Source organism: Streptomyces marianii, from assembly GCF_005795905.1.
Taxonomy (GTDB): Bacteria; Actinomycetota; Actinomycetes; order Streptomycetales; family Streptomycetaceae; genus Streptomyces; species Streptomyces marianii.
On sequence record NZ_VAWE01000001.1, the window covers coordinates 5,213,139 to 5,235,739 of the forward strand.

At 70.7% G+C, this 22,601-nt stretch carries 16 protein-coding genes; 10 read left to right on the top strand and 6 right to left on the bottom strand.

All coding sequences use genetic code 11. The features are described 5' to 3' along the window. From mtrB to FEF34_RS23570, 6 genes are all read left to right on the top strand, one after another. Positions 1–2,037, top strand: a complete 2,037-nt coding sequence (mtrB, locus tag FEF34_RS23545; protein WP_171053061.1) for an MtrAB system histidine kinase MtrB — start codon at positions 1–3, stop codon at positions 2,035–2,037. Beyond that, positions 2,027–3,865, top strand: coding sequence for an LpqB family beta-propeller domain-containing protein (locus tag FEF34_RS23550; RefSeq protein WP_138054918.1), 1,839 nt, complete (start codon positions 2,027–2,029; stop codon positions 3,863–3,865). Before mtrB ends, FEF34_RS23550 begins: the two co-directional genes overlap by 11 nt. 292 nt (positions 3,866–4,157) lie before the next feature. Then, positions 4,158–4,880: a ComF family protein gene (locus tag FEF34_RS23555; RefSeq protein ID WP_138054919.1), complete on the top strand. Its 723-nt coding sequence runs from the start codon at positions 4,158–4,160 to the stop codon at positions 4,878–4,880. 119 nt (positions 4,881–4,999) lie between these two features. Next, positions 5,000–5,179, top strand: a complete 180-nt coding sequence (locus FEF34_RS23560) for a hypothetical protein (RefSeq protein ID WP_138054920.1) — start codon at positions 5,000–5,002, stop codon at positions 5,177–5,179. A 31-nt stretch (positions 5,180–5,210) separates the two neighbouring features. Beyond that, entirely contained in the window at positions 5,211–5,900 is a 690-nt protein-coding gene (hpf, locus tag FEF34_RS23565; protein WP_138054921.1) for a ribosome hibernation-promoting factor, HPF/YfiA family, read from the top strand. A gap of 185 nt (positions 5,901–6,085) precedes the next feature. Continuing rightward, positions 6,086–6,832, top strand: coding sequence for a response regulator (locus tag FEF34_RS23570; protein WP_138054922.1), 747 nt, complete (start codon positions 6,086–6,088; stop codon positions 6,830–6,832). Between the two features lie 14 nt (positions 6,833–6,846). Here the strand turns inward: FEF34_RS23570 and FEF34_RS23575 are convergent, their stop codons facing one another. Together FEF34_RS23575 and FEF34_RS23580 are read right to left on the bottom strand one after the other, a co-directional pair. Next, entirely contained in the window at positions 6,847–8,010 is a 1,164-nt protein-coding gene (locus FEF34_RS23575) for a winged helix-turn-helix domain-containing protein (RefSeq protein ID WP_138054923.1), read from the bottom strand. 126 nt (positions 8,011–8,136) lie between these two features. Beyond that, positions 8,137–8,709 (bottom strand): GNAT family N-acetyltransferase, encoded by a 573-nt coding sequence (locus FEF34_RS23580; protein WP_138054924.1) that lies wholly within the window; start codon positions 8,707–8,709, stop codon positions 8,137–8,139. 237 nt (positions 8,710–8,946) lie between these two features. On the opposite strand from FEF34_RS23580, the gene secA reads away from it, so the two are divergent. Then, a complete protein-coding gene (gene secA / locus FEF34_RS23585) occupies positions 8,947–11,763 on the top strand; it encodes a preprotein translocase subunit SecA (protein WP_138054925.1) in 2,817 nt (938 codons plus the stop codon). Positions 11,764–11,953: 190 nt separating this feature from the next. Here the strand turns inward: secA and FEF34_RS23590 are convergent, their stop codons facing one another. After that, complete coding sequence (locus tag FEF34_RS23590) at positions 11,954–12,436, bottom strand: Rv3235 family protein (protein WP_138057680.1); 483 nt, start codon at positions 12,434–12,436, stop codon at positions 11,954–11,956. Positions 12,437–12,706: 270 nt separating this feature from the next. Between FEF34_RS23590 and FEF34_RS23595 the strand changes: the two genes are divergently transcribed. Together FEF34_RS23595 and FEF34_RS23600 are read left to right on the top strand one after the other, a co-directional pair. Then, a complete protein-coding gene (locus tag FEF34_RS23595; protein ID WP_138054926.1) occupies positions 12,707–13,213 on the top strand; it encodes a DUF6912 family protein in 507 nt (168 codons plus the stop codon). 181 nt (positions 13,214–13,394) lie between these two features. Next, a complete protein-coding gene (locus FEF34_RS23600) occupies positions 13,395–14,057 on the top strand; it encodes an HAD family hydrolase (protein ID WP_138054927.1) in 663 nt (220 codons plus the stop codon). Positions 14,058–14,574: 517 nt separating this feature from the next. On the opposite strand, the gene FEF34_RS23605 is transcribed toward FEF34_RS23600, so the two are convergent. Further along, positions 14,575–15,141, bottom strand: coding sequence for a DJ-1/PfpI family protein (locus tag FEF34_RS23605; protein ID WP_138054928.1), 567 nt, complete (start codon positions 15,139–15,141; stop codon positions 14,575–14,577). A gap of 474 nt (positions 15,142–15,615) precedes the next feature. On the opposite strand from FEF34_RS23605, the gene FEF34_RS23610 reads away from it, so the two are divergent. Beyond that, complete coding sequence (locus tag FEF34_RS23610; RefSeq protein ID WP_138054929.1) at positions 15,616–20,556, top strand: NAD-glutamate dehydrogenase; 4,941 nt, start codon at positions 15,616–15,618, stop codon at positions 20,554–20,556. 188 nt (positions 20,557–20,744) lie between these two features. Here FEF34_RS23610 and FEF34_RS23615 read toward each other — a convergent pair whose 3' ends face one another. Continuing rightward, on the bottom strand, positions 20,745–21,488 hold the full coding sequence (locus FEF34_RS23615) for an ABC transporter ATP-binding protein (RefSeq protein ID WP_138057681.1): 744 nt from the start codon (positions 21,486–21,488) through the stop codon (positions 20,745–20,747). 82 nt (positions 21,489–21,570) lie between these two features. Beyond that, positions 21,571–22,485, bottom strand: a complete 915-nt coding sequence (locus tag FEF34_RS23620; RefSeq protein ID WP_407698301.1) for an ABC transporter permease — start codon at positions 22,483–22,485, stop codon at positions 21,571–21,573. Positions 22,486–22,601: the final 116 nt, after the last annotated feature.

Below are 22,601 nucleotides of genomic sequence, written 5' to 3' on the forward strand. Positions count from 1 at the left end.
ATGGCCGTGGGCAGCGCTGCTCCGAAGCCCGGGGGGCCGGGAGTCCGTACGGGGCGGGCTGCCGGGCCCGGGTCATCACGTTTCGGCCGTCTCCTCCCCGGTGGGCGGCTGCTGCCGGCCGGTGCTCCGGGCGGGCCGGTGCTCCGGCTCTTCGTGCGCTGGATCAGGCGCCCGCTGCTGCCGGCCGTTCGGCTGTGGCGACGCAACATCCAGCTCCGCGTGGTCGCGGGGACTCTGTTGATGTCGCTGGGCGTCGTGCTGCTACTCGGCCTCGTCGTCATCGGCCAGGTCCGCAACGGACTCCTGGACGCCAAGGAACAGGCCGCCCTGAGCCAGGCAACGGGTGGTTTCGCGGCCGCGCAGGAGAAGGCGAGCGGGGCCTCGGCGCTCGACGGCCAGGATGGTGACGCGACCGACGGCAGGCCCAGCCGCAGCTCCGTGAACTGGCGGTCCGAGCTGGTGAAGCAGCTGGCCAGCGGCGGTCAGGGCGCCTACCACGTAGTGGCGCTGAGTCCGGACTCCGACGACGCCGGGACGAGCCGGGCGCCGAGGGCGTCCGGGGACGTGGACGTGACCAGCGTTCCCCAGGCGCTGCGCAGCTCGGTCGCGCAGGGGACGGGCACGTTCCAGACCTATGTCAAGATCAAGTACTCGGTTCCGAAGGAACCCGAGGCCGGTCTGGTCGTCGGCAAGCGGCTCAACGACGTCGCGGGCTACTCGTACGAGCTGTACTACCTCTTCCCGCTCACGCAGGAGGAGGAGTCGCTGAGCCTGGTCAAGGGCACGCTGGCGACGGCGGGTCTGTTCGTGGTGGTCCTGCTCGGGGCGATCGCGTGGCTGGTGGTGCGGCAGGTCGTCACGCCCGTCCGGATGGCCGCTGGCATCGCCGAGCGTCTGTCCGCCGGACGGCTCCAGGAGCGTATGAAGGTCACCGGCGAGGACGACATCGCCCGGCTCGGCGAGGCCTTCAACAAGATGGCGCAGAACCTGCAGCACAAGATCCAGCAGCTGGAGGAGCTGTCGCGGATGCAGCGCCGTTTCGTCTCGGACGTGTCGCACGAGCTGCGTACGCCGCTGACAACGGTGCGGATGGCCGCGGACCTCATCCACGAGGCACGGAGCGACTTCGATCCGGCGACGGCGCGCTCCGCGGAGCTGCTGGCCGACCAGCTGGACCGGTTCGAGTCGCTGCTGGCGGACCTGCTGGAGATCAGCAGGTTCGACGCGGGCGCGGCGGCCCTCGAAGCCGAGGCGATAGACCTGCGCGAGGTGGTCCACCGGGTGATCGGCGGCGCCGAGCCGCTGGCGGAGCGCAAGGGCGGCCGGATCCGGGTCGTCGGGGACGAGCAGCCGGTGGTGGCGGAGGCCGACGCCCGGCGCATCGAGCGTGTGCTGCGCAACCTCGTCGTCAACGCCGTCGAGCACGGCGAGGGCCGCGACGTGGTCGTGCGGATGGCGTCGGCCGGCGGGGCGGTCGCCGTGGCCGTGCGGGACTACGGGGTGGGACTCAAGCCCGGCGAGGCGACCCGGGTCTTCAACCGCTTCTGGCGGGCCGATCCGGCACGGGCGCGCACGACGGGCGGCACCGGCCTGGGTCTGTCCATCGCCGTGGAGGACGCGCGGCTGCACGGCGGCTGGCTGCAGGCGTGGGGCGAGCCCGGAGGCGGCTCGCAGTTCCGGCTGACCCTGCCGCGTACGGCGGACGAGCCGCTGCGGGGGTCGCCGATACCGCTGGAGCCCGAGGACTCCCGGCGTGCCCGTGAGCGTGCCGCCGCCGACGCGGCGAACGACCGGGCGCTGCGGCTGTCGACCGTGCCGTCGCAGCCCGGTGCGCACCGTCCGGGCCTGGCGATACCGGGCCGGTCCGCGGTGCCGCCGCACACTCCGCCGTCGGCGGCGGTGGACCCGGCGGCGCTGCCCGGCAGCGGCGCCCGGGTGGTGGCCCGCCCGGTGCCGGAGCGGACGGGGGACGGAGGGACGGCTGAAGCGGTCCCGGGACAGGTTTCCGAGCGGGAGGACACCACTCGTGGGCGCTGAGGGGCGTCGGTACGGCCACGGACGCGCCACACGAGTCACGGCGCTGATCGTATGCGCCGGATTCGTGCTGGCCGGCTGCGCATCGATGCCGGACAGCGGCGACGTGGAGCAGGTGAGGGCCACCCGAGGGCCGGACTCGCAGGTGCGGGTGTACGCCGTCCCGCCCCGTGACGGCGCCAGGCCCCAGGAGATCGTCGACGGCTTCCTGGAGGCCATGACCAGTGACGATCCGAGCTACGCGACCGCCCGGAAGTACCTCACCAAGCGTTGGACCAAGAAGTGGCGGCCCGAGTCGCTCACGACCGTGCTGACCGAGGCCCCCGAGTCGTCGGCCCCACCCGGTCGTGAGGAGGGCGAAGAGCTGACCTACGCGCTGTCGGGCGAGCTGATCGCGACGGTCGACCGCCACGAGTACAAGTCGGTCGTGCCCACGCAGTACAGCGGCGCGCTGCGGCTGGTGCGGCAGAACACCCCGGACGGCAAGGGCAAGGAGTGGCGCATCGACGCCGCTCCCCAGGGCCTCGTGCTCGGGGAGAGCGACTTCCTGCGCAACCACCTGTCGGTGAACAAGTACTACTGGGTGTCAGGGCAGAACACGGTGGTCGCGGACCCGGTGTACATCCGCCAACGGCAGGATCCGGTGACCCGGATGGATCCGGTGACCCAGACGATCTCGGCACTCTTCGAGGGCCCCGCGCACTGGCTGACGCCGGTCGTGGACTCGCCGTTCCCCGAGGGCGCGGGCCTGAAGAAGGGCGTCACGTCCCTGACCCCCGACGACCAGGGCGAGCTGACGGTGCCGCTCAACGAGAAGGCGTCGAACGTCGGCGGAGCGGTGTGCAAGCGGATTGCGACGCAGATGCTGCTCACTCTGCGGGAACTGGCGGCACCCCGCGTCGAGCAGGTGCAGCTCCAGCGGACCGACGGCTCCCCGCTCTGTGTGCTGACCGCCGACCAGGCGGACGCGTACTCGCTGGAGAGGCTCTCGCCCAGCCCCCACGTGTACTTCGTCGACAGCGACCACCGGATGGCCGTGGTGGGGACGAAGCCGAAGAACATAGACAAGACCATGGTCCGAGGGCCGTTCGGCGACGGGCAGCTGGAGATCGGCACGGTCGCCGTGGCACGCAGTCTGCACCGGGCGGCGGCGGTTTCGCAGGACGGCAAGTCCCTGTACGCGGCGTCGATCGTCTCGGACGAGCCCCTGGCCGCGCCCCTGGCCCAGAGCGCCGCTCCCCGGGCCGCGGACCGGCTCTCAGCGCCCAGCTGGGACCGCAACGACCTGTGGGTCGCCGATCGGGACCCCGCCAATCCGCGGCTGCTGCGCTTCGCGGGTGGCAAGGGGCCCGCGCAGGTGGTCGCGGTCTACGGACTCGACGGCGCGCGTATCGAGTCGCTGCGGGTGTCGGCCGACGGCGTGCGCATGGCGCTGCTGCTGTCCAAGGACGGGAAGAGCACCCTGCAGATCGGCCGGATCGAGCGGAGCACGGACGCAGCGGGGAAGACCTCGGTGTCCGTGGTGGAGCTGCGGGCGGCGGCGCCGCGCCTGGAGTCGGTGACCGCCCTGTCCTGGGCCGGGCCGAGCCGTCTCGTGGTGGTCGGCAAGGAGACCGGCGGTGTGCAGCAGGTGCGCTACATCGAGACGGACGGCTCCCTCACACCGGCAGGCGGTCTTCCGGGCCTCAACAAGGTGTCGGCTGTGGCGGCCACGGAGGACGAGGAACAGCTCCTGGTGGCGGTCTCGGACGACGGGCTGGTGCGGCTGATGCCGAACGCCAACTGGCAGACGATGGTCGAGAAGGGGACGTGGCCGGTCTACCCGGGCTGAACGCCTGAGCTCGCCGGTGTCCCGCGGCGACCGGGCGCGGGCTTCGTCACGCGGTCCGGACGGGCGGGCCGCGGCCAGCGACCGGTGGTCCGGACCGCACGAAACCTGGGTCCGCCGGTCCGGAGCGGGACGCCCTCGGGGCTCGTCGTGGTTCGGCGGGACGGGATTCCCGGCTCTGCCCGTCCCTCGGCGAGCCGACCGCCTCCCACCCCTCGGGCAGGTTCTCCACAGGCCGCCCGGGTTGTCCACAGCCCTGGCCCGCGCTTGCCCGCGGCTGGGCACAGTGGAGGCCATGAGGTGGTGGTGGCGCGAGGTCTCGGGGCTGGTGCTGCCCGCGCTGTGCGCGGGCTGCGGAGATGCCCGTACGTCCCTGTGCGAGGAGTGCGCGGAGCGGCTGGCGGGGCCGCCGGCGCGGGCGCGGCCGTGCCCGGAGCCCGCAGGGCTGCCGGTGGTGTTCGCCGCGGCGCGGTACGAGGGCGTGGTGCGGTCCGTGCTGCTGGCCCACAAGGAGCGGGGCGCGCTTGGTATGGCCGGTCCGCTCGGTGCCGCGCTCGCGAGCGCCGTCCGCGCCGCGTCGCCGCACGGCGGCGGTGCACGGGGGCCGCTGCTGCTGGTACCGGTGCCGTCGGCCCGCCGGACGGTGCGGGCACGAGGGCACGACCCGGCACGGCGGATCGCCGTGGCTGCGGCATTGGCACTGCGGTGCGCGGGGACCTACGCCCGGGCCGTCCCGGCGCTGCGCCAGAGCCGGCGGGTGTCCGACCAGTCGGGTCTCACGGCACCGGAGCGGCTCGAGAACATTACCGGGGCGCTGGAGGCGACCCCATGGGCCGGGCCGGTTCTCGAGGGCCGCAGAGCCGTACTGGTGGACGATGTGATGACCACCGGAGCATCGCTGGCCGAAGGTGCGAGGGCACTGCGTGCCGCGTTCTCGGGACACCTTTCCGAGTACGCCCGAATGAGTGCCGCGGTCATCGCCGCTCCGTCCCTGTCGTTCGAAACGAGCCGGAACTGACAGGGGCGTTGCAACGTTGCAGGTAGTGAGAGCAGGAACGGCCACGAATGGACGTACGCGCTGGTAGCGGGTGCCGACAGGGGGCCCGGCGAGCTATGTTCGGTGGTGAGGCACGGTGAATGCTCTCCTTCATCGAATACACGGCCGAGTTGCGGTCAGGTGTTCCTGAAGTAACCCAGATCTTTGACATCGGTGGGGTGGCGATCTTGCCCATGGGGGAGGAGGAGGTGAAAGTCGCCAAGTCCGAGGCTCCGGTGCTCACCGGAGCCTGGTGCAAAAGGGAGATGCTCCGCAATTGAACAGCGGAGTGATCCGGGAACGGAGTTCTGCGTGGACATCGTCGTCAAGGGCCGCAAGACCGAGGTGCCCGAGCGGTTCCGCAAGCACGTGGCCGAGAAGCTGAAGCTGGACAAGATCCAGAAGCTCGACGGCAAGGTGATCAGCCTCGACGTCGAGGTGTCCAAGGAGCACAACCCGCGGCAGGCCGACCGTTCCGACCGCGTGGAGATCACACTTCTTTCACGCGGCCCGGTGATCCGGGCGGAAGCAGCGGCAGGCGACCCGTACGCAGCGCTCGACCTGGCCACGGCGAAGCTGGAGGCTCGGCTGCGCAAGCAGCACGACAAGCGCCACACACGCAGGGGTAACGGCCGGCTGTCGGCAGCGGAGGTCGCCGATGTCGTTCCGGGCGTGGCCCAGTTGAACGGGAGCGGCGAACCCGTGAGCTCGGAATCGCCGGAACCCATTCCCACCACCCGGATGGGCTCGCTCGAGGTGCAGGGCGAAGGACCCCTGGTGGTTCGGGAGAAGAACCACGTCGCTGCTCCGATGACGCTCGACCAGGCGCTCTACGAAATGGAGTTGGTCGGGCACGACTTCTATCTCTTCGTCGACTCCGAGACCAAGGAGCCCAGTGTCGTCTACCGGCGGCACGCCTACGACTACGGCGTCATCCACCTGAGGACCGACCCCCTCGCCGGAAGCGAGTCGAGCGGCGCCGGTGGTGCGCTCGGCGGCTGATCCCGTCAGGCGACGGTGCCCCCGGGAGCGCCCCGTGCGCCCCCGGGGGCATCCTTGTGCCACCGCGGGATCGCCACACCGGCGCACGGGCATGGAATCATGGCGACCCGAGCCAACCGGTGTGCTGTGGACTGCGGTTGGCGGAACGCAGACCAACGCAGGCCACGGCCTCAGGGGGAGGAACGATGGCGGACAGCTTCGGCCCGGTGCACCAGGCGGGGGACGCCGGCGCCACGGGCGGCGCGGACGGCACACAGGACGTGTCCCGCAAGGAGCCGATCCGGGTGCTCGTCGTGGACGACCACGCCCTTTTCCGCCGCGGGCTGGAGATCGTCCTCGCCCAGGAGGAGGACATCCAGGTCGTCGGGGAGGCCGGGGACGGTGCGGAGGCCGTCGACAAGGCCGCCGATCTGCTGCCCGACATCGTCCTCATGGACGTACGGATGCCGAAGCGCGGTGGCATCGAGGCATGCACCTCCATCAAGGAGGTCGCCCCCAGTGCGAAGATCATCATGCTGACGATCAGCGACGAGGAGGCCGACCTCTACGAGGCGATCAAGGCCGGTGCCACCGGCTACCTCCTCAAGGAGATCTCCACCGACGAGGTGGCCACCGCGATCCGCGCGGTGGCCGACGGGCAGTCGCAGATCAGCCCGTCGATGGCGTCCAAGCTGCTCACCGAGTTCAAGTCGATGATCCAGCGCACCGACGAGCGCCGCCTGGTGCCCGCCCCCCGGCTGACCGACCGGGAGCTGGAGGTCCTCAAGTTGGTGGCGACGGGCATGAACAACCGCGACATCGCCAAGGAGTTGTTCATCTCCGAGAACACGGTGAAGAACCACGTCCGCAACATCCTGGAGAAGCTCCAGCTCCACTCCAGGATGGAAGCGGTGGTGTACGCCATGCGCGAGAAGATCCTCGAGATCCGCTGAGCGGCGGTGCCGGCTCAGCCGAGGGCGGCGGACAGGGGCGCCGCCAGCTCCGGACGGTCGACGCGCTCCACACGGACCGCGTCACAGCCGACCCACTGAGCCGCCTCCAGCAGCGCCTGAGCCATCGGCCGGACCGCTTTCGGCGTCTCCAGCGAGATCTGCCTGGCGATCAGGGTCGTCCCCTCACGCGCGGGGTCGACCCGCCCCAGCAGCCGCCCGCCGGACAGCAGCGGCATCGCGAAGTAGCCGTGCACCCGCTTCTGCTTCGGGACGTACGCCTCCAGGCGATGGGTGAAGCCGAAGATCCGCTCGGTGCGCGCCCGCTCCCAGACCAGTGAGTCGAACGGCGACAGCAGCGTCGTGCGGTGGCGGCCTCGAGGTTCCGTCGCGAGTGCCTCCGGGTCGGCCCACGCCGGCTTGTCCCAGCCCTCGACGCGGACCGGAACCAGCCCGGAGTCCTCGACCACCGCGTCGAACTGCTCCCCCTTCAGCCGGTGGTAGTCCGCGATGTCCGCGCGGGTGCCCACCCCCAGCGACCGTCCCGCCAGCAGCACCAGCCGGCGCAGGCACTCCCGGTCGTCCAGATCGTCGTGGAGTACGGCATCGGGGACGGCCCGCTCGGCGAGGTCGTACACCCGCTTCCAGCCACGCCGCTCCGTGCACACCACCTCTCCGTACATCAGCGCCCGCTCGACGGCGACCTTGGCCTCCGACCAGTCCCACCACGGACCGCCGTTCTTCGCCCCGCCCAGTTCGGTGGCGGTCAGCGGGCCCTCGTCGCGCAGCTGGCCGACCACCCGCTCGTACGCCCCGTCCGGCAGGTCGTGGTACCACTGCGGACGGGCGCGGTAGGCGCGGCGGCGGAACGCGAAGTGGGGCCACTCCTCGACGGGGAGTATGCAGGCCGCGTGCGACCAGTACTCGAAGGCATGGCCATCGGTCCAGTAGGCACCCTCGACGGCCTTGCGGCCGACGGCGCCGAGGCGGGCGTACGGAATCAGTTCGTGCGAGCGCGCCAGCACGGAGATCGTGTCGAGCTGCACGGCGCCGAGGTGGCGCAGGACTCCCCGCACACCGCCCTTGCGGTCGGGGGCGCCCAGGAACCCCTGGGCCCGCAGCGCGATACGGCGGGCCTCGTCGGCGGACAGTTCGGCAGCTGCGGGCGGCGCGGTGTTCATGCTCCGCACCTTAGAGGGCTCCACCGACAGTCGCCGCGGGCCGCGGGATCCCGGCCGGGCTTCCGCGGAGGCCGGGACCGGGGCGGCGTCCTGCGCACCTCGGCAGACCGACGCCGGTGTGGTGCCTCACGCCCTCGCCGGCAGATAGGGGACCGGGCACGGCAGCCCGAGGTCCGAGGGGAGCAGCGAGGCGATCCAGCAGTCCCGCAGGGTGCCCCGGCCGTGGAAACCCGCGCGCTGGACGCCCTCGACGGTGAACCCGGCCTTCTCGGCGACGGCGCGCGAGCCCGTGTTGCCCACCTCGGCGCGCCACTCCAGCCGGGTGCAGTCCAGCCGCGTGAAGGCCCAGCGGGCCATGGCGAGCGTCACTTCGGTCGCGTAGCCGCGGCCACGGTGTTCCTTGGCCGTCCAGAAGCCGATCTCCCAGGAGCCCGAGCGGGGGTGGTGCAGGCTCGTGGAGGCGATCAGGGCGCCGCCTTCGCGCGGACGCACGGAGAGGGCGTACTCGTTGTCGTCGCGCCAGCCCGCGGGCACGGTGACCTGGATGAACTCCTCGGCGTGCCGCAGTTCGTACGGCGAGGGGACCGGGATCCAGCGCTGGATGTCGGGGTCCTGACATGCGGCGCGGACCTCTTCGGCGTCTCCCGGGGTGAAGGGGCTCAGCCGCAGCCGGTCGGTGGTGAGAGTGATGGGCTCCATGGCCGAATTCTGGTCACTCTCCGTCGGCCGTGCGAACACTTTTCGAGATCAGCGGCACTTTCCGGGCCTCCCGCGCGTTCTCCAGACACGCGGCAGTCGTCCCCGGGGCACTGCGGCTCTCCCGGCGTGGCACCGTCCTCGCTTACGATGGCCGATGCGGTGGGGACCACCTGCCGTGCCCGCGCCAGTGTCCATACGACCCAGTGCCAGGCCCGACCGGCAAGGAGACCAACCTCAGTGTCCGTCTTCAACAAGCTCATGCGTGCAGGCGAAGGCAAGATCCTGCGCAAACTGCACCGCATCGCGGACCAGGTCAACTCCATCGAGGAAGACTTCGTCAACCTCTCCGACGCCGAGTTGCGGGCCCTCACCGACGAGTACAAGGAGCGCTTCGCCGACGGCGAGAGCCTGGACGACCTGCTGCCCGAGGCGTTCGCCACGGTCCGTGAGGCCGCCAAGCGCGTTCTCGGCCAGCGTCACTACGACGTCCAGCTGATGGGCGGCGCCGCGCTCCACCTGGGTTATGTCGCGGAGATGAAGACCGGTGAGGGCAAGACCCTCGTCGGTACGCTCCCGGCGTATCTGAACGCGCTGTCCGGCAAGGGCGTGCACCTGATCACGGTCAACGACTACCTGGCCGAGCGCGACTCCGAGATGATGGGCCGCGTGCACCGGTTCCTCGGTCTGAGCGTCGGTTGCATCCTCGCCAACATGACGCCCGCGCAGCGCCGCGAGCAGTACGCGTGCGACATCACGTACGGCACGAACAACGAGTTCGGCTTCGACTACCTCCGCGACAACATGGCCTGGTCCAAGGACGAGCTCGTCCAGCGCGGACACAACTTCGCGATCGTCGACGAGGTCGACTCCATCCTCGTCGACGAGGCCCGTACGCCGCTGATCATCTCCGGCCCGGCCGACCAGGCCACCAAGTGGTACGGCGACTTCGCCAAGCTGGTGAAGCGCCTGAACCGCGGCGAGCCCGGCAACCCGCTGAAGGGCATCGAGGAGACCGGCGACTACGAGGTCGACGAGAAGAAGCGGACCGTCGGCATCCACGAGTCCGGCGTCTCGAAGGTCGAGGACTGGCTGGGCATCGACAACCTCTACGAGTCGGTGAACACCCCGCTGGTCGGCTACCTGAACAACGCCATCAAGGCCAAGGAACTGTTCAAGAAGGACAAGGACTACGTCGTCATCGACGGCGAAGTCATGATCGTCGACGAGCACACCGGCCGTATCCTCGCCGGGCGCCGCTACAACGAGGGCATGCACCAGGCGATCGAGGCGAAGGAAGGGGTGGACATCAAGGACGAGAACCAGACGCTCGCCACGATCACCCTGCAGAACTTCTTCCTCCTCTACAACAAGCTCTCCGGCATGACCGGTACGGCCATGACCGAGGCCGCCGAGTTCTACCAGATCTACAAGCTGGGCGTCGTGCCGATCCCGACGAACCGGCCCATGGTCCGCAAGGACCAGTCGGACCTGATCTACCGCACCGAGGTGGCCAAGTTCGCCGCCGTGGTGGACGACATCGAGGAGAAGCACCGCAAGGGACAGCCGATCCTCGTCGGCACCACCTCCGTCGAGAAGTCGGAGTACCTCTCGCAGCAGCTGCTCAAGCGCGGGATCCAGCACGAGGTCCTCAACGCCAAGCACCACGAGCGCGAGGCCGTGATCGTGGCCCAGGCCGGCCGCAAGGGCGCCGTGACGGTCGCCACGAACATGGCCGGCCGCGGTACGGACATCAAGCTCGGCGGCAACCCCGACGACCTGGCCGAGGCGGAGCTGCGCGGGCAGGGCCTGGACCCGGTGGAGCACGTAGAGGAGTGGGCCGCGGCGCTCCCGTCCGCGCTGGAGAAGGCCGAGCTCGAGGTCAAGGAGGAGTTCGAGGAGGTCAAGTCCCTCGGCGGGCTGTACGTCCTCGGCACCGAGCGGCACGAGTCGCGGCGCATCGACAACCAGCTGCGCGGTCGTTCCGGCCGTCAGGGAGACCCGGGCGAGTCCCGCTTCTACCTCTCCCTCGGTGACGACCTGATGCGCCTGTTCAAGGCGCAGATGGTCGAGCGCGTCATGGCCATGGCCAACGTTCCGGACGACGTCCCGATCGAGAACAAGATGGTGACGCGCGCGATCGCGTCCGCCCAGTCCCAGGTCGAGCAGCAGAACTTCGAGACGCGGAAGAACGTCCTGAAGTACGACGACGTGCTCAACCGCCAGCGCAAGGTCATCTACGCCGAGCGCCGCCGCGTCCTGGAGGGCGAGGACCTGCACGAGCAGGTCCGCCACTTCATGGACGACACGATCGACGCCTACATCCAGGCCGAGACCGTCGAGGGCTTCGCGGAGGAGTGGGACCTGGACCGGCTCTGGGGCGCCTTCAAGCAGCTCTACCCGGTGAAGGTGACCGTCGAGGAGCTCGAGGACGCCGCGGGCGACCGGGCCGGTGTCACCGCCGAGTTCATCGGCGAGACGATCAAGGACGACATCCACGAGCAGTACGACGAGCGCGAGAAGCAGCTCGGCTCGGACATCATGCGTGAGCTGGAGCGGCGCGTGGTGCTGTCCGTCCTGGACCGCAAGTGGCGTGAGCACCTCTACGAGATGGACTACCTCCAGGAGGGCATCGGCCTGCGCGCGATGGCGCAGAAGGACCCGCTCGTGGAGTACCAGCGCGAGGGCTTCGACATGTTCACCGCGATGATGGACGGCATCAAGGAGGAGTCCGTCGGCTACCTGTTCAACCTGGAGGTCCAGGTTGAGCAGCAGGTCGAGGAGATCCCCGTGCAGGACTCCGCCGAGAGGACCTCGCTGGCGAAGGAGGACGCGGTGCCCGCCGGCGCCGGCCGTCCCGAGATCCGGGCGAAGGGCCTGGACGCCCCGCAGCGTCCGGACCGGCTGCACTTCTCGGCGCCGACGGTCGACGGCGAGGGCGGCATCGTCGAGGGCGACTTCACCAACGGCGACGCGGCCCGTTCCGAGTCGGACGGCATGACGCGCGCGGAGCGCCGCAAGGCGCAGAAGAGCGCGGGGCGCCGCCGCAAGAAGTGACACCGCGGGAGTGAGTGAAGCCGTGGGCCGTGGGGCCGGGCACCACAGGGTGTCCGGCCCCACGGGCGTTGCCGTGCCGGGCGTTGCCGGGCCCCGATGTGCGCGGAGGCGTGGCCCGGCGTCCGGGCTCCGGGCCGGGTGCGGCCCGGAGCCCGGGTTCTGCGCGTGGACCGGCGTTGCCCGCAGGCGGTCAGACCCCGGCAGTGAGACGCTCGCCGCCGAGTTCCACGGCCGCGCAGCGCCAGCGGAGGTCGGGGCCCTGCTCGAGGCGGAAGGCCATGGCGCGCACCTGGTCGCCCGTGGTGATCCGGGCGAAGGCCTCGATGACGCCCGGCCGCGGGACGTACTCGTCGCAGTGGCGCAGCACGGGCCGCAGCCCGTTGGTGCTGAGCGGGGTGCCGGGGGCGAGCCGGACGAGCTGTTCGTAGGCGCGGCCGATCGTGTGACCGAGCATCCAGTGGACCGGCCGGTGGCCGCTGAGGACCGAGAGCAGCCGTTCTGCGAACCAGTAACGGGGAAGGCGGGAACGGCCACCCGCGGAGGTCCGCGGGTCGGCCGCCGCGGGTCGTCGCGGTGCACGGCCGGGCGCGCGGCTGTCGTGGCGATTCCCGGGCCTCGTCCCCTTCCCCTTCCCCGTCCCCGTCCCCGGCGTCCTCGGCGAGGTGTGCTGCATGGCGGTCGCCCCTTCGATACTCACAAGTAACTTCTTGGTGGGGATCTTGTACGGGGCGGTGGGCGGCGGCCGCAACGCCCTCCGCGCCCCCGGGGCGAGCCACCGAGGTTCACCTATCAGGGTGATGGGCGGGCTCCGGGGCCCGGAACGGCACGGTTCGGACGCCCTCCCGGTCGTCCGAGGTTGACGCCTGGGAGGGGCCGCGGGGCAGCCCGAAGGGGTACTCCGCACGTATCCTTGGGTGCTCACCCGACGACGAAAGCGGCCACCATGCGCGTCTACGTTCCCCTGACCCTCCCCGGTCTCGCACAGGCGCACAAGGCGGGCGAGATCGGGCCCGGTCCGCTGACCGCCTACGCGGTGACGCCCGCCCTGCGCGAGTGGTACGTCTCCGACGACATCGAGGAACTCGAGTACGCCGCGCTGAACCGTGCCGCGGCGGCGTCCCTGCGGTCGCTGGCAGGCGACCCCGGGGCGCCGCGGCGCCGGGTGGTCGTGGCCGTCGACGTCCCGGACAACGCCGCGACCGCGGACCCCGCGGCGGGGCTCGGTTCGGCCTCGCTGGGCGAGGTGCGCATCGCGACCGCGGTGCCGTTGGCGAAGGCGGCGTCGGTGCACGTCGACTCCCAGGAGTCGGAGAGGGACGTGGCCGCCGCGGCGGACGCGCTGGGGGCGGCGGACCACGGTGACGACGACGCTCAGTTCGTCGTGGACGGAGCGGAGGACCATGAGCTGCTCTGGTACGGAGTGCAGGAGATTCCCGGCCTCGTCCACTGAGACAGGCCGCACTCCCGGCGGGGAAGCCGCCGCGCCGGGAGTGCGTGTGCCGGGCGCTCCCGGCGCGTCCGGCCGCCCCGCCGCGGTGCTCGCCGCCGCTCCCGCCGCTCCCGGCGCTCCGGTCCCTTCCGGGCCCGCGCTCGTCGATGGCTGTCGGACCCGGCCGGTACCGTTGCCTGCCATGGGGAAGCACAGCGCGCACGTGGTCTGGGACTGGAACGGCACACTCCTCGATGACATCCACACGGTCATCGAGGCGACGAACGCCTCGTTCGCTGAGATAGGGCTCAGTCCGATCACGCTCGAGCGCTACCGGGAGCTGTACTGCGTGCCGGTGCCGCGGTTCTACGAGCGGCTGATGGGCCGCCTGCCCACGGACGAGGAGTGGGCGGCCATGGACGCGGTCTTCCACCGGCACTACTGGCGGCTGGCCGAGACCTGCCTGCTCACCGTCGGAGCGGCGGAACTGCTCGCCGCCCGACAGGCGGCGGGCCGTACGCAGTCGCTGCTGTCGCTGGCCCCGCACGAGCACCTGATACCGATCGTGCGGCGCCACGGGATCGAGGAGCGCTTCGTACGGGTCGACGGCCGCGTGGGCGCCTCCCACGCGGGCAAGGCGGAGCACATGGTGCGGCATCTGGCCGCGATGGAGAACGTGCCACCGGAGCGGATCGTGGTCGTCGGTGACGCGGCGGACGACGCGCTCGCGGCGGCGCATGTGGGGGCGAAGGCGGTGCTGTACACCGGGGGCTCGCACAGCAGGGCGAGCCTGCGGGCGGCGGGGGTGCCGGTCGTCGACAGCCTCGCGGAGGCGGTCGAGGTCGCCGAGGAACTGGTGGGGTAGCGGCGGGGGCCTCGGGCTCTCCGCTCTCCGTCCACGCGGCCGGCTCGTGCGGCAATCGCGTCGGTTCGCCCTGCGTCGTCTCGGGCCCTCCGTTGGCGGTCCCCACGGCTGCCCCGCCTGCGCCGCCGTTCGCATACCGGCCCTACCGCGGCACCGCATGCGCGGCCGCGTGCGCGCAGCTCCGCGCACGCTCTCGGTCCGGAGCACGGGGCCGCCCTGCCGCGGCACTGCCCGGCAGCCGTGGTACCGGGTTCCGGAACCCCCGCCTGGTGCCGCGACAGGGCAGCACACCCGGTGCCGCGCCGGGCAAGGCTGCCCGTCGAGGAGCGGCGTCCGGTGCACGGGGTCTCCCCGGACCTTCCGGTCGAGGGGGTGGGGTCTCCCCAGGCCCTCCGGCCGAGGGGAAGATCGCCAGGCGCCGGATCGACCCCGTGGCGGGCCCGCCCGGTTGATTCGGCAACGCCGCGCCCCGCAGTGCCGGGCGTCGCGACGGGGCGAACGTCCCTTGGCAACACAACTAGCTCAGGGGCGCCTTCGCCCGCAGTACCTGGAGGAACTCGCGCATCCAGGCCGGGTGGTCGGGCCAGGCCCGGGAGGAGACCAGCGTGCCGTCCACGACCGCCTCGGTGTCCTGGAAGGAGGCGCCGGCCGCCTGCATGTCGAGTTCCAGTGCCGGGTAGGCCGTCACCCTGCGGCCCGTGAGGCTGCCCGTCGCCGCCGTCAGCAGCGGGCCGTGGCAGATCTGCGCCACGGGCTTGTCCGCGTCGAAGAAGGACTTGAGGATCTTGCGGAGCTCCGGGTCGTTGCGGAGGTACTCGGGAGCCCGCCCGCCCGGGATGACGATCGCGGCGTAGTCTCCCGGATCGACCTCCGAGAACGCCAGGTCGGCCGGCCAGGTGTAGCCGGGCTTCTCGGTGTACGTGTCGAAGCCGGGTTCGAAGTCATGGACGACGAACTGGAGCTTCTTGCGTGCGGGGGCCGCGACGTGGACCTCGTAGCCCTCCTCGCGCAGCCGCTGGTACGGGTAGAGGACCTCCAGGGACTCGGCTGCGTCGCCGGTGACGATCAGGATCTTCACGCTCATGGCTATTGCTCCCTGTATGGATTTGTCGGCCTTGGGCCCTTCAGGGCTCAACCTGCCCCGCGCGCGGCAGTTTGCCAAGAGGCCGCGTGTCGCTGTCCAGAGTGTCAAACTTCCGGCCCCGCTTTTGTACACATACGGCTCATGACGGGTCAGGGGTGAGGGGCGATAGCCTTGGACGCGTGATCAGCGCGATACGCCGAGGGGGCAGCGAAGCCCCCTGGAGGCACCGCCCAGCGACAGCTGGGGGACCGCGCCCGGTACGCCACAGTGGCCGGGTGCGAGCTGATCTTCCCTGCGGACCCGGGTTCGACCGGGCCCCGCGTGGTCATCTCCCGGGCCCGACGCCCACATCGGCCGATCACGGTCCGGACATCCCCGGCGCAGCGCCGACACCGAGCGGAGACCCCGCGTCGTGGCGTCGCGTCATATTTTCCACCTACGTCACGCAACGGCGCGCGACAGGAGCCAGAGGACATGCAGACCAAGCTGGACGAAGCCAAGACCGAGCTGCTCGAGAGGGCGGCCCGGGTAGCTGAGCACAGCCCGGGCGGGGGGCAACTTCCGACTGGGTCCGACAGCGGGGAGCGCCCTGACCGGGACCACATCCTCGCGTTCCTCCAGCGCTACTACCTGCACACCGCACCCGAGGACCTCACCGACCGCGACCCCGTCGACGTCTTCGGAGCAGCCGTCTCGCACTACCGCCTCGCGGAGAACCGTCCCCAGGGCACCGCCAACGTCCGGGTGCACACCCCGACCGTCGAGGAGAACGGCTGGACCTCGAGCCACTCGGTCGTCGAGGTCGTCACCGACGACATGCCCTTCCTCGTCGACTCGGTCACCAACGAGCTGTCCCGCCAGGGTCGCGGTATCCATGTGGTGATCCACCCGCAGATCGTGGTCCGCCGCGACGTCACCGGGAAGATGGTCGAGGTCCTCAGCGGCGAGCCGAACGGCGCCGCACTGCCGCACGACGCCCTCGTCGAGTCCTGGATCCACGTGGAGATCGACCGGGAGACGGACCGGGCCGACCTGAAGCAGATCACCGCCGACCTGCTGCGCGTCCTGTCCGACGTCCGCGAGGCCGTCGAGGACTGGGAGAAGATGCGCGAGGCGGCGCTGCGGATCTCCGAGGAGCTGCCGCAGGAGCCCATCCCGGGCGATCTGCGCGAGGAGGAGGTCGACGAGGCGCGCGAACTGCTGCGCTGGCTCTCCGACGACCACTTCACGTTCCTCGGTTACCGCGAGTACAACCTGGTCGACGGCGACGCGCTGTCCGCCGTCCCCGGCACCGGCCTCGGCATCCTCCGCTCCGACCCGCACCACACCGGCGACGACGCCCACGGCCACCCCGTGAGTCCTTCGTTCAACCGGCTGCCCGCCGACGCCCGGGCCAAGGCCCGCGAGCACAAGCTGCTGATCCTGACCAAGGCCAACAGCCGGGCCACCGTGCACCGCCCCAGCTACCTCGACTACGTCGGCGTGAAGAAGTTCGACGCCGAGGGCAACGTCATCGGCGAGCGCCGCTTCCTCGGCCTTTTCTCGTCGGCCGCGTACACCGAGTCCGTGCGCCGGGTCCCGGTCATCCGCCGCAAGGTGGCCGAGGTCCTCGACGGCGCCGGCTTCTCCCCGCACAGCCACGACGGCCGGGACCTGCTGCAGATCCTGGAGACGTACCCGCGCGACGAGCTGTTCCAGACGCCCGTCGACGAGCTGCGCTCCATCGTGACCTCGGTCCTGTACCTACAGGAGCGCCGCCGGCTGCGGCTGTACCTGCGCCAGGAGGAGTACGGCCGCTACTACTCGGCCCTCGTCTACCTGCCGCGCGACCGTTTCAACACCACCGTTCGCGAGCGGCTGACCGGGATCCTGAAGGAGGATCTCGGCGGCACCAGCGCCGACTTCACCCTGATGAGCACCGAGTCGGTGCTCACCCGGCTCCACTTCGTCGTCCGTGTCCCGTCCGGCACCGAGCTGACCCACCTCACCGACGCCGACAAGGAGCGGCTGGAGGCCCGGCTGGCCGAGGCCGCCCGCTCCTGGGCCGACGGCTTCACCGAGGCGCTCAACGCCGAACTGGGCGAGGAGCGCGCCGCCGAACTGTCGCGCAAGTACGCCAGCGCCTTCCCCGAGGGCTACAAGGCCGACCACTCGCCGCGCGCCGCCGTCGCCGACCTCGTGCACCTGGAGCAGCTCACCCGGTCCGGCAAGGACTTCTCGCTGTCCCTGTACGAGCCGGTGGGGGCCGCGCCCGACGAGCGCCGCTTCAAGATCTACCGCTTCGGCGAGCAGGTCTCGCTGTCGTCGGTGCTGCCGGTCCTCAACCGGCTCGGCGTCGAGGTCATCGACGAGCGCCCGTACGAGCTGCGCTGCGCGGACCGCACCCACGGCTGGGTCTACGACTTCGGTCTGCGGATGCCGACCGCGGGCAACGGCGGGGAGTACCTGGGCGACGACGCCCGCGAGCGGTTCCAGGACGCGTTCTCGGCCGTGTGGACCGGGGCCGCCGAGAACGACACGTTCAACTCGCTGGTGCTGCGGGCCGGGCTCACCTGGCGCGAGGCGACGGTGTTGCGCGCGTACGCCAAGTACCTGCGCCAGGCAGGGTCCACCTTCAGCCAGGACTACATGGAGGACACGCTCCTCAACAACGTCCACACCACGCGGCTGCTGATCAACCTGTTCGAGGCCAGGATGGCCCCGGACCGCCAGCGGGCCGGCACCGAGCTGACGGACGCCCTGCTGGAGGAGCTGGACGCCGCGCTGGACCAGGTCGCCTCGCTCGACGAGGACCGGATCCTGCGTTCCTTCCTCACTCTGATCAAGGCCACCCTGCGCACCAACTTCTTCCAGGAGGCGGGCGGCGGCACCTGGCACAGCTACGTGTCGATGAAGTTCGACCCGCAGGCCATCCCGGACCTGCCGGCGCCGCGTCCTGCGTACGAGATCTGGGTGTACTCGCCGCGCGTCGAGGGCGTGCACCTGCGCTACGGGAAGGTCGCCCGCGGCGGTCTGCGCTGGTCCGACCGGCGCGAGGACTTCCGCACCGAGATCCTCGGCCTGGTCAAGGCGCAGATGGTGAAGAACACCGTCATCGTGCCGGTGGGCGCCAAGGGCGGCTTCGTCGCCAAGCAGCTCCCGGACCCGTCCGCGGACCGCGAGGCGTGGCTGGCGGAGGGCATCGCCTCCTACCGCACGTTCATCTCGGCGCTGCTCGACATCACCGACAACATGGTGGGCGGCGAGGTCGTGCCGCCGGCCGACGTGGTGCGCCACGACGGCGACGACACGTATCTGGTCGTCGCGGCCGACAAGGGCACGGCGACGTTCTCCGACATCGCCAACGAGGTCGCGATCGCCTACAACTTCTGGCTCGGCGACGCCTTCGCATCCGGTGGTTCGGCCGGTTACGACCACAAGGGCATGGGCATCACGGCCCGCGGTGCGTGGGAGTCCGTCAAGCGGCACTTCCGCGAACTCGGCCACGACACCCAGAACGAGGACTTCACCGTGGTCGGCGTCGGCGACATGTCGGGTGACGTGTTCGGCAACGGGATGCTCCTCTCGGAGCACATCCGGCTGGTCGCGGCCTTCGACCACCGCCACATCTTCATCGACCCCGACCCGGACGCGGCCGTCTCCTACGCCGAGCGCCGCCGGCTGTTCGAGCTGCCCCGCTCCTCGTGGGCGGACTACGACACCGGGCTGCTGTCGCCGGGCGGCGGCATCCACCCCAGGACCGCCAAGTCGATCCCGGTCAACGCGCAGGTCCGCGAGGCCCTCGGCATCGAGCCCGGGGTCACGAAGCTGACGCCGGCCGAGCTGATGAAGGCGATCCTGCAGGCGCCGGTGGACCTGCTGTGGAACGGCGGCATCGGCACGTACGTCAAGGCGTCGAGCGAGTCCAACGCCGACGTCGGCGACAAGGCGAACGACGCCATCCGCGTCAACGGAGAGAACCTGCGGGTCAAGGTCGTCGGTGAGGGCGGCAACCTGGGCCTGACCCAGCTGGGCCGCATCGAGTTCGCACGCGGCGGCGGCCGGGTCAACACCGACGCCATCGACAACAGTGCCGGCGTGGACACCTCCGACCACGAGGTGAACATCAAGATCCTGCTGAACGGCCTCGTCGCCGAGGGCGACATGACCGTGAAGCAGCGCAACAAGCTGCTCGCCGAGATGACCGACGAGGTCGGCGGGCTGGTCCTGCGCAACAACTACGCGCAGAACGTGGCCCTGGCCAACGCCGTAGCCCAGTCGCCGAGCCTGCTCCACGCCCACCAGCGCTTCATGCGCCGGCTGGGCCGGGAGGGTGCGTTGGACCGGGCGCTGGAGTTCCTGCCGAACGACCGGCAGATCCGCGAGCTGCTCAACAACCGCCACGGTCTGTCGCAGCCCGAGCTCGCCGTCCTGCTCGCCTACACCAAGATCACGGTGGCGGAGGAGCTGATCGGCACCTCGCTGCCGGACGACCCGTATCTGCGGGGACTGCTGCACGCGTACTTCCCGAAGCCGCTGCGTGAGCAGTTCCCCGAGGCGGTCGACGGCCACGCGCTGCGCCGCGAGATCGTCACGACGGTCCTGGTCAACGACACCGTGAACACGGGTGGTTCGACCTTCCTGCACCGGCTGCGCGAGGAGACCGGGGCGTCGGTCGAGGAGATCGTCCGGGCGCAGACCGCGGCCCGCGCGATCTTCGGCCTCGGCGAGGTGTGGGACGCCGTGGAGGCACTGGACACCAAGGTCGCCGCCGACGTCCAGACCCGGATGCGGCTGCACTCGCGCCGTCTCGTCGAACGCGGCACCCGCTGGCTGCTCGGCAACCGGCCGCAGCCGCTGGAGCTGACGGAGACGATCGAGTTCTTCGCGTCCCGCGTCGAGCAGGTCTGGGCCGAGCTGCCGAAGATGCTCAGCGGCGCCGACCTGGAGTGGTACGAGGGGCTGCTGGAGGAGTTCACGGCCGCCGGTGTGCCGAAGGAGCTGGCCACGCGGGTGGCCGGATTCTCGTCCGCCTTCCCCACGCTCGACATCGTGGCCATCGCGGACCGCACGGGCAAGGAGCCGCTCGCCGTCGCCGAGGTCTACTACGACCTGGCAGACCGGCTGCGGATCACCGAGCTGATGGATCGGATCATCGAGCTGCCGCGGGCCGACCGCTGGCAGTCCATGGCCCGTGCCTCCATCCGCGAGGACCTGTACGCCGCGCACGCCGCGCTCACCGCGGACGTGCTCGCCGTGGGCAACGGGGCCTCGACGCCGGAGCAGCGCTTCAAGGCGTGGGAGGAGAAGAACGCCTCGATCCTGGGCCGTGCCCGGATGACGCTGGAGGAGATCCAGGGATCGGACACCTTCGACCTGGCGAACCTCTCGGTCGCCATGCGCACGATGCGGCAGTTGCTGCGAACTCCCAGCTGACCGGCCTCACCGAATGGGTGAAGGGGGCGTCCACCGTCGTGGTGGGCGCCCCCTTCCGCGTCAGGCCGTGTCCGCCCACAGCCCGCGGGCGGACAGCGCCGCGGCGGCGAGGAGCAGTCCGGAGCAGTCCGTTGCGGACGAGGACGATCCCGCTGCCGAGCGGGGTGACGTCGACCCGGGATTCCTCGCTACTTCTTCCTGGTGAAGGCCTCGTACGCCGCGACGACCTCCTTCGCCGGGCCGTCCATCCGCAGCGTCCCGGACTCCAGCCACAGCGCCCGGTCGCAGGTGGTGGTGATCGCGGAGTTGCTGTGGCTGACGAGGAACACCGTGCCGGCCTCCTCGCGCAGTTCGGCGATACGTTGCTGGCTCCGCCGCTGGAATCCGGCGTCACCCGTGGCCAGCGCCTCGTCGATCAGCAGCACGTCATGGCTCTTGGCGGCGGCGATGGAGAAACGCAGCCGGGCGGCCATGCCCGAGGAGTACGTCCGCATCGGCAGTGAGATGAAGTCGCCCTTGTCGTTGATCCCCGAGAAGTCCACGATCTCGTCGTAGCGGGCGTGGACCTCGTCGCGCGTCATGCCCATCGCGAGGCCGCCGAGGACGACGTTGCGCTCACCGGTCAGATCGCCCATCAGGGCCGCGTTGACCCCGAGCAGCGACGGCTGGCCATGGGTGTAGATCCGGCCCCGGGCCGTGGGCAGCAGACCGGCGATCGCCTTCAGCAGGGTGGACTTGCCCGAGCCGTTGGAGCCGATCAGCCCGATCGCCTCGCCCTCGCGGGCGACGAAGCTGACGCCCTTGACGGCGTGGACCTCGCGGCCGCCGTCCCGGCGGGGGCGGCGGGAGAGGATGCGGCTCAGCGCGGCGGTGGCGGCCCCGCGGCCGGTCTTCGCGCCGTTGACCTGGTACGTGATGTGGACGTCGTCCACGACGACGGTCGGGGTGCTGCCGGTCCCGGTGCCCCCGGCCGGAGCGGTGTCCGCCGGTCCCGCCGGCCGGTCGATCGCTGCGTCAGCCACGGCCGTACTGCTCCTCCGCTTTCCAGAAGTACACGAAGCCGCCCACTCCGAGGAGCACGGCCCAGCCGAGGGCGAGTGCCCAGACGTGCGGCGGCAACTGGGCCTTGGTGTAGCTGTCGATGAGCGCGAAGCGCACGAGGTCGATGTAGACGGCCACGGGGTTGCACCGCAGGGCCAGGACCACCGCCTCGGGCAACTCCATGTGCTTGAGAACTGCGGGGATGCTCCACATCACGCCGGACACGTACATCCAGGTGCGCAGCAGGAACGGCATCAACTGGGCGATGTCCGGGGTGCGGGCCGCGAGGCGGGCGACGACCATCGCGACACCGGTGCTGAAGACGGCCTGGAGCGCGAGGGCGGGCACGGCCAGCAGCCAGGACGACGTCGGGAACTCGCCGAAGCACATCAGGATCACCGCCAGGGCGCCCATGGAGAACAGCAGCTGCTGAAGCTGCTGCAGGGCGAGCCCGATGGGGAGTGCGGCGCGGGGAAAGTGCAGGGCCCTCACGAGGCCGATGTTGCCCGAGATGGCGCGGGTGCCCACGGTGATGGAGTTGGCGGTGAAGGTCCAGATGAACACGCCCGTCACCAGGAACGGCACGAAGTCCGGGACGTGCTTCCCGGTGTCCATGAGGACGCCGAAGACGAAGTAGTAGACGGTCGCGTTGAGCAGCGGGGTCATCAGCTGCCAGACCTGACCGAGCTTCGCCTGGCTGTACTGGGCGGTGAGCCGCGCGGTGGCGAAGGCGGTGATGAAGTGCCGCCGGGTCCACAGCCGGGCGATGTACGTGCCGAGCGGCGGTCGCGCGCCGCTCGCGGTCAGCCCGTGCCGGGCGGCGAGTTCGCCGAGGCTGGGGGATTCCGCCGGTGGCGCCTGCGGCGGGGTGGTCGTCTGGCTGCTCACGCTGGTCACTCGCTCGCTTTCGCCGGGGTCGGAGGGAGGGCACGGCCGAAACGCCAACGTTGGGACGGATCCGTATCGTCGCTACGTGGAGACTAGGAGGATCGACGTCGCAACGC

Bases quoted from the DNA above. Each gene is read 5' to 3' on its own strand.
- mtrB (WP_171053061.1), top strand. From the start codon at position 1: ATGGCCGTGGGCAGCGCTGCTCCGAAGCCCGGGGGGCCGGGAGTCCGT.
- FEF34_RS23555 (WP_138054919.1), top strand. From the start codon at position 4,158: ATGAGGTGGTGGTGGCGCGAGGTCTCGGGGCTGGTGCTGCCCGCGCTG.
- FEF34_RS23560 (WP_138054920.1), top strand. From the start codon at position 5,000: ATGCTCTCCTTCATCGAATACACGGCCGAGTTGCGGTCAGGTGTTCCT.
- FEF34_RS23570 (WP_138054922.1), top strand. From the start codon at position 6,086: ATGGCGGACAGCTTCGGCCCGGTGCACCAGGCGGGGGACGCCGGCGCC.
- FEF34_RS23575 (WP_138054923.1), bottom strand. From the start codon at position 8,010: ATGAACACCGCGCCGCCCGCAGCTGCCGAACTGTCCGCCGACGAGGCC.
- FEF34_RS23580 (WP_138054924.1), bottom strand. From the start codon at position 8,709: ATGGAGCCCATCACTCTCACCACCGACCGGCTGCGGCTGAGCCCCTTC.
- FEF34_RS23590 (WP_138057680.1), bottom strand. From the start codon at position 12,436: ATGCAGCACACCTCGCCGAGGACGCCGGGGACGGGGACGGGGAAGGGG.
- FEF34_RS23595 (WP_138054926.1), top strand. From the start codon at position 12,707: ATGCGCGTCTACGTTCCCCTGACCCTCCCCGGTCTCGCACAGGCGCAC.
- FEF34_RS23600 (WP_138054927.1), top strand. From the start codon at position 13,395: ATGGGGAAGCACAGCGCGCACGTGGTCTGGGACTGGAACGGCACACTC.
- FEF34_RS23605 (WP_138054928.1), bottom strand. From the start codon at position 15,141: ATGAGCGTGAAGATCCTGATCGTCACCGGCGACGCAGCCGAGTCCCTG.
- FEF34_RS23610 (WP_138054929.1), top strand. From the start codon at position 15,616: ATGCAGACCAAGCTGGACGAAGCCAAGACCGAGCTGCTCGAGAGGGCG.